The following is a 13794-nucleotide window of genomic DNA, read 5'->3' as shown; positions in this document are numbered from 1 at the left end:
GTACAGGCTATCTTAACTATACGCGTGCTCAAAAGGGAAATATGCTTCTTCTTCTGAATAAGTGAAGATAGCGGGCACAGAAGGGGAACTGAACAGATGAAACAGAACAAACGTTATATCCTGTTCGTCATTCTGCTGCTGCTTATCGTCTTTTGTTTCTCCGGTGTTTACAGAATGCCGTATTATGTATACAAGCCGGGTGCAGCAGATGCTCTTGATCCGATCGTATCCGTAGAGGGCAGCGACAAGAGCGAAGGCGATATGCATCTAGTCACCGTGCGTGGCGGACAGGCGACACCATTCCAATATGTGATGGCTAAAATACTTCCTTATCACCAAATAGAAAAATTGGAAGATGTCATACCGGAGGGGATTTCCGAAGAGGAATATACACAAGCACAGCTGATGCAAATGGAAAGCTCGCAGGAAGCATCCACAGTCGTTGCCTACAAGGCAGCTGGTGCGGATTTGCAAATCGATTATAAAGGCGTGTACGTCGTCTCCGTAGTCAAAGGCCTGCCTGCGGACGGCCAGCTGAAGCAGGGCGATCTCATTACAGCCGTGGATGGCCAGGAAGTGAAAGAAGCAGCTGATCTGACCGACTATGTCACTTCCAAAAAAATAGGCGATACCATTACCCTGCAAATAGAGCGGGATGATGAACAGCTGGAGAAGAAGCTGAAGCTCCAAGCGCTTCCTGATACCCAAATACCTGGAATCGGTATAACACTCGTCACCGATCGCGATGTGACAGAGGATCCGAAAGTCACTTTCTCAAGCGGCCAAATCGGCGGACCGAGTGCCGGGCTGATGTTCAGTTTGGAAATCTATGATCAGCTGGAAGAAGAAGATTTGACGAAGGGCTATCAGATCTGCGGGACAGGTGAAGTGGATTATGAAGGCAATGTCGGCCGCATCGGCGGAATCGATAAAAAGGTTGTAGCAGCGGATAAAGAGGGCTGTGATATCTTCTTTGCCCCGAATGAGCAAGGGGCTGAAGATTCCAACTTTGAAGTGGCCAAACAAACTGCAGAAGACATCGGTACAGATATGAAAATCATACCGGTCGATACATTTGAAGATGCGAAAGACTACTTAGAACAAATGCCGGCCAAATAAACAAAAAGGATGCATCACAGCGATGCATCCTTTTTTATTATACGAAGATGGGCGGGGAAATTTCCTGCCTTCGGGATGCAGCTGCAATTTCAGGTGGCAAGATACTGTAATACGCATCTGCTGCTTGCAGCTCCAAATCGGAAATTGGATGCACGCCATCCTTCAATTGTGTATAAAGCGGCACATCAAGCTGTTTTTTTCGGGAAGCGAGGAATGCCTGTCCCTTTTTAGTCATGCCAAGTACACGGATATAAGGGCATGCAGGTCCTTCCAGATGCTCGTCGGCGAATTGTTTTTGGGTATTGGAAAGCAAATGGACGCATACGCGCTGCAGCCTCGTCCATGTGTATCGTTTTGTTTTGATCAGCGTCAGAAAATGTTTGAAATCCTGCGACTGATTTATATATTTCTTGAATCGATATTCCAATCCTTCCTCCATTCCCTGGATCTGGCGCAGCATTTCTGCAGGCCGAGTGAGGATGAGATAGCGTAAAAGCGGGAAATATTCTTCCCAGCCATGAAGATATTCTCCAGATAATAGTTCATATGTGCTCCCGGGTACTGCTTGTTTGACTGCTTCTTTATCATTGTCGAGCCAAGCAGTCCGGATAGAGGTGGCACTTGCAATAGGACCGGAAATGGACTGATCATGATAGCCTGCTTCGATACGGCGGATTGTATGTACCTGCAAACGGGTGCCCAGCTCCTCGGCGGCCTTCATATAAGCGAAACCTAAAATATTATTCGGACTGCCAAGATCAAGGGAGGAATCCATCCCGACGGCTTCATATGCTGCCCGGTTTGCTTCAGGATAGGATAACCCATTGCCGAGCTTCTGTTTCAAAACCGACTCAAATGCTGCCTGATTCGCCTGCTGGCCGGACAATGCCCGATGGAATGCTGCAATCGATCCATCTTCAGAACCGAAAACCAAATGGTCAGCTTGCAGGGCATGCAGAATGGAAACAGCTCCTTTGGCAAACAGGTCGGCATGCTGGACGGCGAATAGGAAAGGCAATTCAATAACCAAATCGATCCCGGCAGAAAGCGCCGTCTTTGTCCGGCTGAACTTATCCAAAATGGCAGGTTCACCACGCTGTGTGAAATTCCCGCTCATCACCGCAATCATACAGTCGCTGCCGGTTAATTTCTGCGCCTGCTGTATATGATAAACATGACCGTTATGCAAAGGGTTATATTCGACGATGAGGCCGCATGACTTCATAAATAGGCTCCTTTCGGTGTGTGTTGTGTCAGGTGAAGTTTCCGGGCTTTCTCGCTTCCTTCTTCGCTCCTGAACGGTTTTCTTCGCTTTTCGGGTGTTGTCCAGTTCCGAAAACCAGGAGCTGCGCCGGAAGTGATAAATCCCTGCAGGAGGAAGGACGCCTCCTTCCGGGCTTTCTCGCTTCCTTCTTCGCTCCTGAACGGTTTTCTTCACTTTTCGTTTCTGTTACTATGAATATAGGCTAATTATTGCCGTGGTGTAAAGAAAATATATTGACAAAGCTTCTGTTTTTTTTTACAATTACTTTTGTTGCCATGAGGTGAATTAACGTGAAAATTCCGGTTCAAAAGCTTAAAGCCAAAGGTCTTGAACCTTTCGAATTTACAGAGCAAGTGGATGTGTCAGACATCCAGGGCAAGAATGACATTCGTCGAATTGATCCGGTGAAGGTCAGCGGTCAGGCTACATCATATGGAAACGACATTACTGTCAAGTTCGCAATCGATGGCAAGATGATTTTGCCATGTGCGCGTACTTTGGTGGATGTGCCGTACGAATTTCATATCGACGCGACTGAATTGTTTACGCTGTCTCCTTATGCAAGTGCGGATGACGAGTCGGAGATTCATCCTGTTGAGGGAGAACTGCTTGACTTGAAACCGTATATAGAGGAAAATATCCTCTTGGATGTTCCTTTTCGTGTATTTTCCGATGATCAGCAGGTATATGATGATGCCGTGACAGAGGGAGAAGGCTGGCAGCTTGCCAGTGAGGAAGCCCAGCAGGACAAGATCGATCCGAGACTTGAGAAGCTGCAGGCTCTCTTGAAGAAGGACGACGAATAAGCATTGTAACGATTGAAGGAGGTGTAGGACCGTGGCAGTACCTAAAAGAAGAACTTCTAAAAAAGTCAAAAACCAACGCCGTACACACAAAAAATTGCATGTACCTGGAATGGTAGAATGCTCTAACTGTGGAGAACTTACAAAACCACACCACGTTTGCAGATCTTGCGGACATTACGATGGAAAAGCAGTGGTTGAGGCGTAAGAAAGACGACATCTGCCGGCAATATTGCCGGCAGATGTTTTTTTATATTCTATCGTCCTTTTTCTAGTCTAGTATTTTCCCCTCTTGCATACATTGATAGCAGAATGGAAGAGGGGGGAAGCATTTTGAAGAGTACTAGACAAGATGCATGGTCGGATAAAGAGGATGTACTGCTGGCAAATACAGTATTGGACTATATCCAGGAAGGTAAGACCCAGCTCGATGCCTTCCGGGATGTCGCAGTGAAGCTGAACCGAACAGCAGCAGCCTGCGGTTTTCGCTGGAATGCCTCGCTCCGTCAGTATTATCAAGCAGATATCGAAATTGCCAAGCAGCAGCGCAAACAGCAGCTCCCTGCATCCAATAAAGAAGCTGCGCAGGTGAAAGAGGAAAAGGAATCCATCAGTTTGGAAGCAGCGATCGATTTGCTTGAGAAGGTCAAGCAGAACATTCAAGTGCCGAAAAAGGAACCGCAAGAAGAGCTGCGGACGCTCCAAGCAGAGAATGCCAAGCTGAAGGATCAACTCAAACGATATCAGGATGCATGCATCGAAATGGAAAAGCTTTGCCGCTGGGTGATTGACGAAGCCGAGACAAAATAAAAAAAGCCCGATCGGGCTTTTTCATTTTGTCGGCTGCCATGTCATGACGGACAAGCCATTTTCTTGTTTTTGGCTATCCTTAAAATCAAGTTTCGTCCAAAAGGCTTCCGAGTTGATCCTTGCTTTCGTGCGGACTGGCTTGGCGAAGGACTGGACGAATTCAACCAGGGAGGAACCAAGCTTATTGCCTTGATAAGCTGGAAGCACCTCCAGTTTGGTTATTTCCACGTAGCCCTTTGGAGGATAAAAGGTGTTGTCGCGCTGTTCATCCACGAAGGTCAGAGCCATTCTGGCCGCTAGCTCATTGTCCATGTAGATACCATAAAATAACGTGTCATCTTCACATTCGATCAGACTCAGCCGGAATTCATCCAGCATGGAAAGCTCTGCATTCCCCTGTGCCGCAAAGCGTTCAAAATCCTCGGCAGTTTTATAGTTCACCGGCAGTTTTTCCACTTTAGCAAATGTCATACAGAATCCCCTCTCCGTATTAAAAAATTTTGCTCTGTGCTCCATATTTCCAATATATATGAAAACGTTTACAAATTCAAGCGTTATATTTCTTGTATCCATTATGTCGGTTCTTTTGCTAAAATAAACAATTAGGTAAAGGACGAATGGGGGAACGGGGATGAAAATCAATGTGATCGGCGGAGGGGCGATCGGGTTGCTTCTCGCCGCTAAACTCGGCAGATTTCATGATGTGCGTCTTCTGACAAGGACACGGCACCAGTCCAAGAGGATTGCAGCTGAAGGCCTGCGTATCGGGGAAGAAGTGATAGCAGTTACGGCATCAGCTTTTGAGGATTTACAGGAATCAACAGAAGCGGATGCATGGATTATCTGTGTGAAGCAATATGATTTGACGGAGATTTGGGATAAGGTAAAGCTGCATGCCCGATCGGCAGTCGTATTCCTCCAAAATGGGATGGGGCATACAGATATGCTGCGCAAGGTGGATGTTGATTATCCGATTATCGTTGGGTCTGTCGAACATGGAGCCTTAAGAATGGATCCCCGTACGGTGGAGCATACAGGAGAAGCTGTGATCCGGCTGGCTGATTTGTCAGGCGGGCACGCTTTTGAGTTGGCAGGACGGCTCCATGAAGCTGATTTCCCTTTTATATATGAGCGTGATTGGTATAAGATGCTGGGGACAAAACTGATTGCGAATGCCGTGATCAATCCGCTGACTGCCATTTATCGGATTGAAAATGGTGAACTGTTGGAGCGGCAGCCATTTGAGCATATTGCGCGGATGTTATGCAAGGAAGCCGCTGAAACACTCGGTTTCGATAGGAAAGAGCAATGGGAAAATGTGCGGCGGATCATACAGGCTACAAAAGCCAATCGTTCCTCGATGTATAAGGATATACAAGCTGGCGCATTTACCGAGATCGAAGCCATATCCGGCTATATCCGCAAACATGCAAAACATGATGTCCCTTATACGGACTTTGTTTATCATAGTATACATGGACTTACGAAAACGGCAGGAGAGGACTAATCTATGACCCACTTAATTGCTTACCTCCTGGCGGCGGCAATCACTGTCCCGCCGCTTGCAACCTGGATATATTATATGATTGCAGGACGGATCATCCGGAAGAGGCGGAATGCTTTTCTTCATAGCGTGCAAACTACTGCCGTATTCTATATCTTTTCTGTTATGATTATGTTGCAAATAATTTTACAGCATACAGTAATCGGATATATGATTGGATTCCTTGCGGTATTGTTCATCGTGATCGTGCTGATGCATCATAAATACCGAGGCGAAATCGTATTCAAGCATGTGTGGCGGGTATTCTTGCGCATCTGCTTCCTTTTGTTCGGTCCGCTGTACATCCTGCTGTTAGTGGCAGGTGTCATCATCACTTTCATCAGACAATAATACATATATTCACATGTAAATAAAAAGGAGTACTTATTATGGTAATACAACCAATGGGACTGGGAAGTCCAAACAAATTGGTGGCTGATTATCGGGCAGAGCTTCCTTCGATAATGGAAAGTTTCGATTTCACCCCATTTCATCAGGATAGCTATGAGTCCAGGCTGAAAGAGCTCGAAGCTAGAAAATATCCGAGGGAGGAATTGGCGGAACTGCTCCATAGACGAAATAAGGAGTGGGGAGCCGATCAAGCAACATTCCAAAATATCGACAGATTGGCAGATCCCCAAGCTGTCGCTGTCGTCGGCGGCCAGCAGGCTGGACTTTTCACAGGCCCTTTATTGACATTGCATAAGATCACTTCGATTATCGCGCTTGCATCGGAGCAAAGTGAAAAACTTGGCGCGCCTGTCATACCGGTTTTCTGGATAGCGGGTGAGGATCATGATGTGGAGGAAATCAATCACATATTCCTCCCGATCCGAAATGATATGAAGAAACTAAAGTGGAAACAGCACCTGACGGGAAAAATAGCTGCTTCCGATATAAAGCTGGACAATGGATTGACGCATGCTTTCTTGGAGGAAGTGATCGCTTCTTTGCCGGAAACGGCTCATACGAAGGATATGCACCGGATCATCGGTGATATCCTTCATCAGTCTGAAACATTCGTCGATTTCTTCGCCAAGCTCATCCATTATCTATATAAAGATAGCGGACTCGTCCTGCTTGATTCGGGTGATCCGGAACTGCGCAATATAGAGCGCCCATTCTTCCGTGAGCTGATCGAAAAGCAGCGCGAAATAAGCCATGGTGTCTATGGTGCATCCCAGAGGCTTCAGCAAATGGGTTATACAGACGTCCTGGGTGCAGAAATGGAAGATGGCAACCTGTTCTGTTATATCGAAGGAGAAAGGACGCTGCTCGTCCGTGACGCCGAAGGCAAGTGGCGAGGCAAAAGTGATGAAGCAATCTTCACCGAGGAAGAGCTGCTGCATATAGCAGAATCCTCCCCGGAAAGACTCAGTAATAATGTCGTCACCCGTCCGCTCATGCAGGATTACTTGCTGCCGGTACTTGCTTTCATCGCCGGTCCCGGGGAAATCCAATATTGGGCGAATTTGAAGCCGGGATTTGAGGCAGTTGGTTTCAAAATGCCGCCCGTCATGCCGCGCCTTTCTTTCACGCTGCTTGACAGCAAGGTGGAGAAGCTGCTCGGACGTTATCGATTAAGTCTTGAAAAAGCCATCACTGCAGGTGTCGAAGCTGAAAAAATCCACTATCTTGCTGCACAGCAGCAGCCGCCGATTGCAGTCATATCCGAACAAGTGAAGCAGGCGATGGCTGAATTGCATGCACCGCTGCGGCATAGTGCTGCATCCATTGCCGACGATCTTGGCAGCTTGGCGGAAAAGAATCTTCGTCATCTGGAAGAGGACATCGATTTTCTCGTTAAGCGAATGGAATCCAGGATCAAAGAACAGCATAGGGTGGCATTATCCCATTTTGATCATATACAATGCGCTCTCCACCCGCAAAATGGGCTTCAAGAGCGGACATGGAATGTATTTTCGTTCTGGAATAGTCATGGAGTGGGGATTTGGCGCGAATTATCGCAAAAAAACTATGATTTCACAACCTCTCACTATATCGTAAAGTTATAATGGAACAGAATGCGTGCCTGGTCGACGACCAGGCACGTTTTTTTGTGCAGAAACGTCCGAAATAACGCTGGGTAAGGGAGAAAATGCTAATAAAAAGTGTGAATATTGAGGTGGTGAAATGTGGGGGGATGTGGTACTATGAAAGTGGAAAGTGGGGGCGGAGTCTATGTTTATGGGGGAATTCCAGCATACGGTCGATACGAAGGGACGTATTATCGTGCCTGCCAAGTTCCGAGAAGACTTGGGCGAGAAGTTCGTACTGACAAGAGGATTGGACCAATGCTTGTTTGGATACCCTATGGAGGAATGGAGACTCCTGGAAGAAAAATTGAAAAAGCTGCCATTGACCAAGAAGGATGCCCGTGCATTCACTCGTTTCTTCTTTTCAGGAGCAGTCGAATGCGAGCTTGATAAGCAGGGAAGAATCAATATCCCTGCACCGCTTAGGAAATACGCGAAGCTGGAGAAGGACGTCGCCATCATTGGCGTGTCCGGCCGGATCGAATTCTGGGCGGAGAGCGAATGGAATTCCTATTTTGATGAATCTGAGGAATCTTTTGCTGAAATCGCTGAAAATATGCTTGATTTCGATATTTGATGGCAGCCGAAAGGATGTAAAAGCTTGTTTGAACATTATAGTGTGCTGAACAGGGAGACGGTTGAAGGGCTCGCTGTGAAGCCGGAAGGTACATATGTGGATTGCACCTTGGGTGGAGGCGGTCACGCCGAAGTGATCTTGAAGCAGTTATCCGAAAAAGGAAAACTGTATGCTTTTGACCAGGACAAGCAAGCCATCGAGGCCACATCGGCCAGATTGGCGGAGTATGGCAATCGAATCGAATATATCCAGGCGAATTTCCGTCACCTAAAAAGCGAGTTGGAGGCAAGGGGCGTCACGGAAGTGGATGGGGTTGTATTCGACCTCGGCGTGTCCTCCCCGCAGCTTGATCAGGCAGAAAGAGGATTCAGCTATCAGCACGATGCGCCGCTTGATATGCGCATGAATCAGAATCAGGCGCTGTCTGCCTACGAGGTGGTCAATACGTGGTCTTACGAACAGCTTGTGCGGATATTCTTCCAATATGGCGAAGAGAATTTTTCCAAGCAGGTTGCAAGAAAAATAGAGAATAGACGAGAAACGAAACCGATTGAAACGACATTCGAGCTGGTCGAAGTGATCAAGGAAGCAATTCCTGCACCAGCAAGAAGGAAAGGCGGTCATCCCGCCAAAAGGATTTTTCAGGCGATCCGGATTGCAGTGAATGATGAATTGCAAGCATTCCGGGAAGCGCTGCAGCAAACAGCGGAGCTGGTCGCAGTTGGGGGAAGGGTGTCTGTGATCACCTTCCACTCACTGGAAGACAGGATGTGCAAGCAGGCGTTCAAGACTTGGAGCACGCCCCTGCCGGTACCGCGGAATATCCCGATTTTACCGGAAGACAGTAAGGCGCCATTTGCTCTTATCACGAGAAAGCCGATAGTTGCTAGTGTCGAGGAACTGGAAGATAACAGAAGATCCCGTTCCGCCAAACTCCGTGTAGCCGAGAAGATAAAACCATGGAGTTCCAAATTCGAATTCTAAAAAAGGGGAGGAATAAGCTTGAGCGCAGAACGAGCAAGAAGCTGGCAGCAAGGCAGTCCGGCGCAAAGACCGCAGCAGCAGCCAAAACGGCAGGTAAAAGTAAAGGTCCACAAGAAAACATGGATTACGCCAGGGGAGAAGATTCTTTATACATTCTTCAGCTTGGTCATCTTGGCTGCAGCAGCTTATTTCGTAACCTTCGCGGCTTCCACATATAATCTGAACCGCGACTTGGAAGCACTGGATACCGAAATCAGCCATCAACAGGTTGCCAACAAAGATCTGACTTATGAAGTAAAGGAACTGAGCAAGCCTGAACGCATCATCGATATCGCACGTGATGCAGGTCTTAAAGTGCAAAGTGCAAAAGTAAAAGAGGCCAATAAAGTCTCGGAATGAGAAAGGTACTGTTAATATGAAAAGAAACAAGACGTCACAAAGAATGGCGATGATTCTGTTATCCTTCTTTGCCGTGCTCTTTCTTGTCATAGCTGGACGTTTCTTGTTCATACAAGCCTCCGGGGAAGTTGCCGGAGTCAATTTAAAAGAATTTGCGGAAAATAAACGGACCGACTCGTATACGCTGGAGGCGACGAGAGGGAAAATACTGGATCGCAATGGAATGGAGTTGGCGTATGATCAGCCAACTTATTCTATTTATGCGATTGTCAGTGAAAAGTATTCCGCGGATAAAGAGCATCCGATCCATGTGACAGATGTTGACAAGACAGCAGAGGAACTAGCGAAAATCATCGATGCTGATCCCGAAGATTTAAAGGAACGTCTGCAAAAGGGTATCGATAAAGGTCTATGGCAAGTGGAATTCGGTTCTGCAGGAAGCGGACTTTCCCAAGATCAAAAAAAAGAGATCGAAGCTTTGGATTTACCAGGCATCCAGTTTACGGAAGAAGCTGAGCGCTTTTATCCAAACGGGACGTTTGCCTCCCAGGTCATCGGCCTTGCCCAGCGAAAAGATGGAGTCATCACAGGGATGACAGGAATTGAGCAGCAGCTGAATGATCAGCTTTCGGGCAAAAACGGAAATATATCCTATGAACGGGATGGTTATGGATTCAAGCTGCTGAACCCGGATGAAGAAGTGAAGGCAGCCCAAGATGGAGATAATGTCTATCTGACCATCGATCAGAAAATCCAGACTTTACTGGAGGATACACTCACTCAGGTAGATGATAAGTGGAATCCCAAGAAAATCAGTGCTATCGTCATGAACCCAAAAACCGGTGAGATCGTAGCGATGAGCAACCGCCCAAGCTATGATCCAAATAATCCGGAAAATGTGGAGAACTGGTATAATGACGCCATTTCCAATCCGATGGAGCCAGGATCGACCATGAAAATGTTCACGGTCGCTTCTGCAATCGAAGAAGGGAAATGGAATCCGGATGAAACATATAAATCCGGAACATATAAGGTCGATAAGGATACGACGATCGGGGATTATAATAAATCCTGGGGTACGATCAGCTATCTGGAAGGGATTCAGCGTTCGTCCAACGTTGCGGTCGCTAATCTGGTGGCGAATAAAATCGGAGAAGATAAGTTCCTTGAATACCTGAAAAGATTCCATTTTGATCAAAAGTCGGGCATTGATTTGCCAGGTGAGATACCGGGTACGATCCTGTATAATTACGAAGCTGAAAGAATCAGCACAGCATATGGGCAGGGGACGACGGCAACTCCGATCCAAATGATCACTGCCGCAAGTGCCATTGCGAATGACGGGAAGATGGTGACACCGCATATCATCGATAAGATCGTCAATCCGGACACAAAAAAAGTAGTCAAGCAGAAAAAGACGAAGGTTCAAGCGGAACCAATTTCGAAAGAAACGGCAGACGAGACATTGAAAATCCTTGAATCGGTCGTGACCTCCGAGCATGGTACTGGTAAACCGTACAAACTGGATGATTATAGTGTGGCCGGAAAAACCGGTACCGCACAAATCCCCAATCCAGAAGGCGGCGGGTATATGAAGGGTAAGAATAATTATTTATTCTCCTTCCTTGGCATGGCGCCTGCCGATGATCCGGAATTGATCATGTATGTTTCCGTGCTGCAGCCTGAATTGAGCGATACGGAAACCGGCAGTGAACCTGTTTCCTTCATATTCAAGAATGTGATGGAAAATGCGCTGCACTATATGGATATCAGCCCGGATAAAACGGATAATCAGGAAGAAGTGACAGAAAAACGCGTCCCGGATATTGCTGGTATGTCCACTCGGGCAACGAAGAAAGCATTGGAGGACACTGGCATGGAAGTGGTTGTCGTCGGTGAAGGAGACAAAGTTGCCAAAACGAATGTCTCAAGCGGCGATGAGGTTATCGAAGGCGAACGAGCCATCATCGTCACGGATGAACCGACAATGCCGGATATCAAAGGCTGGTCGATGCGTGAAGTACTGGAATTGGGCGAGCTGTTGGAGCTGGATGTGGAGACGATCCACACCGGTTATGCAAAAACCCAAAGTATCAAAAAGGGAACGAAGCTGAATAAGAACGATTATCTGGCTGTCGAATTCTCGACGTAAAACTAACAGTGGTCTATCCGCTTGCAAACGTACATAACATGGATACAAGCCTACCTTTGTATACGAGGGAGAGATTTGTTTGAAGAGAGTATCCAATGTTACGATGCGCAAGCGGTTGGTCACTGTTTTTATTTTGGCTTTCATCGTGTTCCTTGTCATCGGGATCCGATTAGCATATGTTCAGTTCGTCCTTGGCAAGGACCTAGTGGACAAGGCTGAGGATTCCTGGAGCCGTAATATCACCTTCGAACCTGAAAGAGGAAAAATACTCGATCGGAATGGGGAAGTGCTGGCAGAAAATGTTTCTGCGCCGACCGTCATGGTCGTGCCGCGTCAAATCAAGGATCCGGATGAAACGGCCGAGAAGCTTGCGGAGATTCTTGGGATGGAAAAGGACAAGGCTTTGCAGCATGTGACGAAGAAGGCCTCGATTGAAAGGATTCATCCGGAAGGGAGGAAAATTTCAGAAGAACAGGCAAAAGCGATTCAAGCCCTCGACATGGAAGGCGTTTATATTGCCAAAGACTCAAAACGGCACTACCCCAATGGGGATTATTTGTCCCATGTCCTTGGCTTCAGCGGTATCGATAATCAGGGGCTGATGGGACTGGAGGCTAACTATGATGAGGAGCTGAGCGGGGAAGCCGGCAGTCTGTCGTTCTTTTCGGATGCAAAAGGGCGTCGACTGGAGGATATGGCCGATGTCTATCAGCCCCCGACCGATGGCAAGGACCTTCAGCTGACAATCGATTCCGACATCCAGACCATAGTGGAGCGGGAACTGAATAATGCAGAAGCGAAATATAATCCGGATGGTGCGATTGCCTTGGCGGTGGATCCTGATACAGGAGAGGTGCTCGCTATGTCGTCCAGACCTTCATTCGACCCGGAGAATTATAAGGAAGCCGACCCTGACACATATAACAGGAATCTGCCGATCTGGAGTTCCTATGAGCCTGGTAGTACATTCAAAATCATCACACTCGCAGCGGCGTTGGAGGAGAAGGTGATCGATTTGGAGAATGATCACTTTCATGACAGCGGCGCCATCAAGGTGGACGGTGCTACACTGCATTGCTGGAAGCGCGGCGGCCACGGTGATCAAACCTATTTGGAGGTCGTGCAGAATTCCTGCAACCCGGGATTTGTATCCATGGGGCAGAAGCTTGGCACGGAGCGTCTGTTCTCTTATATCAAGGACTTTGGGTTCGGTGAGAAAACCGGTATCGACCTGCAGGGGGAAGGCAAAGGCATCCTATTCGATCCCGAACAGATAGGACCGGTAGAGACAGCCACCACTGCTTTCGGACAAGGAGTATCCGTGACGCCGATCCAGCAGGTGATGGGTGTATCGGCAGCCATCAATGGGGGATACCTTTATCAGCCGCATATCGCCAAGTCTTGGAAGGATCCGGTCACGGGTAAGACGGAGACAGCCACCGAGTCCGTGATGAAACGGCGGGTTGTTTCCGAGGATACCTCGGAACAGGTGCGTTATGCACTTGAAAACGTGGTAGCGAAAGGGACTGGGCGCGGTGCTTACCGTGAAGGGTTCCGGATTGGCGGGAAGACGGGAACAGCGCAAAAAGTGGGAGCGAACGGCACCTACATGGAGAATAACTATATTCTTTCCTTTATCGGATTCGCTCCGGCCGATAATCCGGAAATAGTCGTCTATGTCGCAATCGATAATCCGAAGAACACCATTCAATTCGGTGGTAAAGTGGCTGCGCCGATCGTGGGTACGATCCTGGAGGACAGTCTTCGCTCCATGGGAGTGGAGCCGCAGACGGACGGCTTGGAGAAATCATACAGCTGGCCTGAAGAACCTCCGGCAGAAGCACCGGACTTCATTGGGATGAGTAAGCGCGAGCTGACAGAATACTATACGACGCTTAATCTGGAATTGAGCGGAAGCGGCGAATATATCGTCGATCAGGAACCAAAAGCTGGGACAAAGCTGGAATCAGGCTCCACTGTCCGTCTTTATTTATCGGAAAACCCGCCTGAATAAATCAGATGAACCATTACTGCAGACATAAATTCTGGTATAATGGGGAAAGGTTTTTAGGCTTCAATCGATTAAAAAACTATACTTTGCATTTTG

Annotated in this window: 14 protein-coding genes; 12 read left to right on the top strand and 2 right to left on the bottom strand. The window is 47.6% G+C overall.

Features of this window, described 5'->3' with window-relative positions:
- The first annotated feature begins 96 nt into the window (after window positions 1–96).
- Window positions 97–1119: a SepM family pheromone-processing serine protease gene (locus MHI54_RS01520; protein ID WP_340082166.1), complete on the top strand. Its 1023-nt coding sequence runs from the start codon at window positions 97–99 to the stop codon at window positions 1117–1119.
- Between the two features lie 37 nt (window positions 1120–1156).
- On the opposite strand, the gene MHI54_RS01515 is transcribed toward MHI54_RS01520, so the two are convergent.
- Window positions 1157–2344, bottom strand: a complete 1188-nt coding sequence (locus tag MHI54_RS01515; protein ID WP_340082165.1) for a nucleotidyltransferase — start codon at window positions 2342–2344, stop codon at window positions 1157–1159.
- A gap of 329 nt (window positions 2345–2673) precedes the next feature.
- Here MHI54_RS01515 and MHI54_RS01510 point away from each other — a divergent pair, with 329 nt between their 5' ends.
- The 3 genes from MHI54_RS01510 (at window position 2674) to MHI54_RS01500 (ending at window position 3996) form a co-directional block, all read left to right on the top strand.
- Window positions 2674–3189, top strand: coding sequence for a YceD family protein (locus tag MHI54_RS01510; RefSeq protein ID WP_340082164.1), 516 nt, complete (start codon window positions 2674–2676; stop codon window positions 3187–3189).
- Window positions 3190–3220: 31 nt separating this feature from the next.
- Entirely contained in the window at window positions 3221–3394 is a 174-nt protein-coding gene (rpmF, locus tag MHI54_RS01505) for a 50S ribosomal protein L32 (protein ID WP_095214603.1), read from the top strand.
- Window positions 3395–3519: 125 nt separating this feature from the next.
- On the top strand, window positions 3520–3996 hold the full coding sequence (locus MHI54_RS01500) for an RsfA family transcriptional regulator (protein ID WP_095214604.1): 477 nt from the start codon (window positions 3520–3522) through the stop codon (window positions 3994–3996).
- A 21-nt stretch (window positions 3997–4017) separates the two neighbouring features.
- On the opposite strand, the gene MHI54_RS01495 is transcribed toward MHI54_RS01500, so the two are convergent.
- Window positions 4018–4467, bottom strand: a complete 450-nt coding sequence (locus MHI54_RS01495; protein WP_158221466.1) for a GNAT family N-acetyltransferase — start codon at window positions 4465–4467, stop codon at window positions 4018–4020.
- Between the two features lie 160 nt (window positions 4468–4627).
- Here MHI54_RS01495 and MHI54_RS01490 point away from each other — a divergent pair, with 160 nt between their 5' ends.
- The 8 genes from MHI54_RS01490 (at window position 4628) to MHI54_RS01455 (ending at window position 13701) form a co-directional block, all read left to right on the top strand.
- A complete protein-coding gene (locus MHI54_RS01490) occupies window positions 4628–5503 on the top strand; it encodes a 2-dehydropantoate 2-reductase (protein ID WP_095214606.1) in 876 nt (291 codons plus the stop codon).
- Window positions 5504–5506: 3 nt separating this feature from the next.
- Window positions 5507–5890: a DUF3397 domain-containing protein gene (locus MHI54_RS01485; protein ID WP_095214607.1), complete on the top strand. Its 384-nt coding sequence runs from the start codon at window positions 5507–5509 to the stop codon at window positions 5888–5890.
- A 38-nt stretch (window positions 5891–5928) separates the two neighbouring features.
- The gene (gene bshC / locus MHI54_RS01480) at window positions 5929–7554 is read left to right on the top strand and encodes a bacillithiol biosynthesis cysteine-adding enzyme BshC (protein ID WP_095214608.1); all 1626 of its coding nucleotides are present in this window, start codon (window positions 5929–5931) and stop codon (window positions 7552–7554) included.
- Window positions 7555–7720: 166 nt separating this feature from the next.
- The gene (gene mraZ / locus MHI54_RS01475; RefSeq protein ID WP_095214609.1) at window positions 7721–8152 is read left to right on the top strand and encodes a division/cell wall cluster transcriptional repressor MraZ; all 432 of its coding nucleotides are present in this window, start codon (window positions 7721–7723) and stop codon (window positions 8150–8152) included.
- 24 nt (window positions 8153–8176) lie between these two features.
- Complete coding sequence (rsmH, locus tag MHI54_RS01470; protein WP_095214610.1) at window positions 8177–9136, top strand: 16S rRNA (cytosine(1402)-N(4))-methyltransferase RsmH; 960 nt, start codon at window positions 8177–8179, stop codon at window positions 9134–9136.
- An 18-nt stretch (window positions 9137–9154) separates the two neighbouring features.
- A complete protein-coding gene (gene ftsL, locus MHI54_RS01465) occupies window positions 9155–9535 on the top strand; it encodes a cell division protein FtsL (RefSeq protein ID WP_340082163.1) in 381 nt (126 codons plus the stop codon).
- 16 nt (window positions 9536–9551) lie between these two features.
- Window positions 9552–11687: a penicillin-binding transpeptidase domain-containing protein gene (locus tag MHI54_RS01460; RefSeq protein WP_095214612.1), complete on the top strand. Its 2136-nt coding sequence runs from the start codon at window positions 9552–9554 to the stop codon at window positions 11685–11687.
- Window positions 11688–11766: 79 nt separating this feature from the next.
- Window positions 11767–13701 (top strand): stage V sporulation protein D, encoded by a 1935-nt coding sequence (locus MHI54_RS01455; RefSeq protein WP_095214613.1) that lies wholly within the window; start codon window positions 11767–11769, stop codon window positions 13699–13701.
- Window positions 13702–13794 lie beyond the last annotated feature (93 nt).

The sequence above is a fragment of the Terribacillus sp. FSL K6-0262 genome, from assembly GCF_037977385.1.
Classification (GTDB): Bacteria; Bacillota; Bacilli; order Bacillales; family Amphibacillaceae; genus Terribacillus.
This window is presented reverse-complemented; position numbering and strand designations above follow the sequence as displayed.

What these genes read in the sequence shown, in the direction of transcription:
- MHI54_RS01490 (WP_095214606.1), top strand. Translation starts at nt 4,628, where the DNA reads ATGAAAATCAATGTGATCGGCGGAGGGGCGATCGGGTTGCTTCTCGCC.
- MHI54_RS01460 (WP_095214612.1), top strand. Translation starts at nt 9,552, where the DNA reads ATGAAAAGAAACAAGACGTCACAAAGAATGGCGATGATTCTGTTATCC.
- MHI54_RS01520 (WP_340082166.1), top strand. Translation starts at nt 97, where the DNA reads ATGAAACAGAACAAACGTTATATCCTGTTCGTCATTCTGCTGCTGCTT.
- mraZ (WP_095214609.1), top strand. Translation starts at nt 7,721, where the DNA reads ATGTTTATGGGGGAATTCCAGCATACGGTCGATACGAAGGGACGTATT.
- MHI54_RS01495 (WP_158221466.1), bottom strand. Translation starts at nt 4,467, where the DNA reads ATGACATTTGCTAAAGTGGAAAAACTGCCGGTGAACTATAAAACTGCC.
- MHI54_RS01485 (WP_095214607.1), top strand. Translation starts at nt 5,507, where the DNA reads ATGACCCACTTAATTGCTTACCTCCTGGCGGCGGCAATCACTGTCCCG.
- bshC (WP_095214608.1), top strand. Translation starts at nt 5,929, where the DNA reads ATGGTAATACAACCAATGGGACTGGGAAGTCCAAACAAATTGGTGGCT.
- MHI54_RS01515 (WP_340082165.1), bottom strand. Translation starts at nt 2,344, where the DNA reads ATGAAGTCATGCGGCCTCATCGTCGAATATAACCCTTTGCATAACGGT.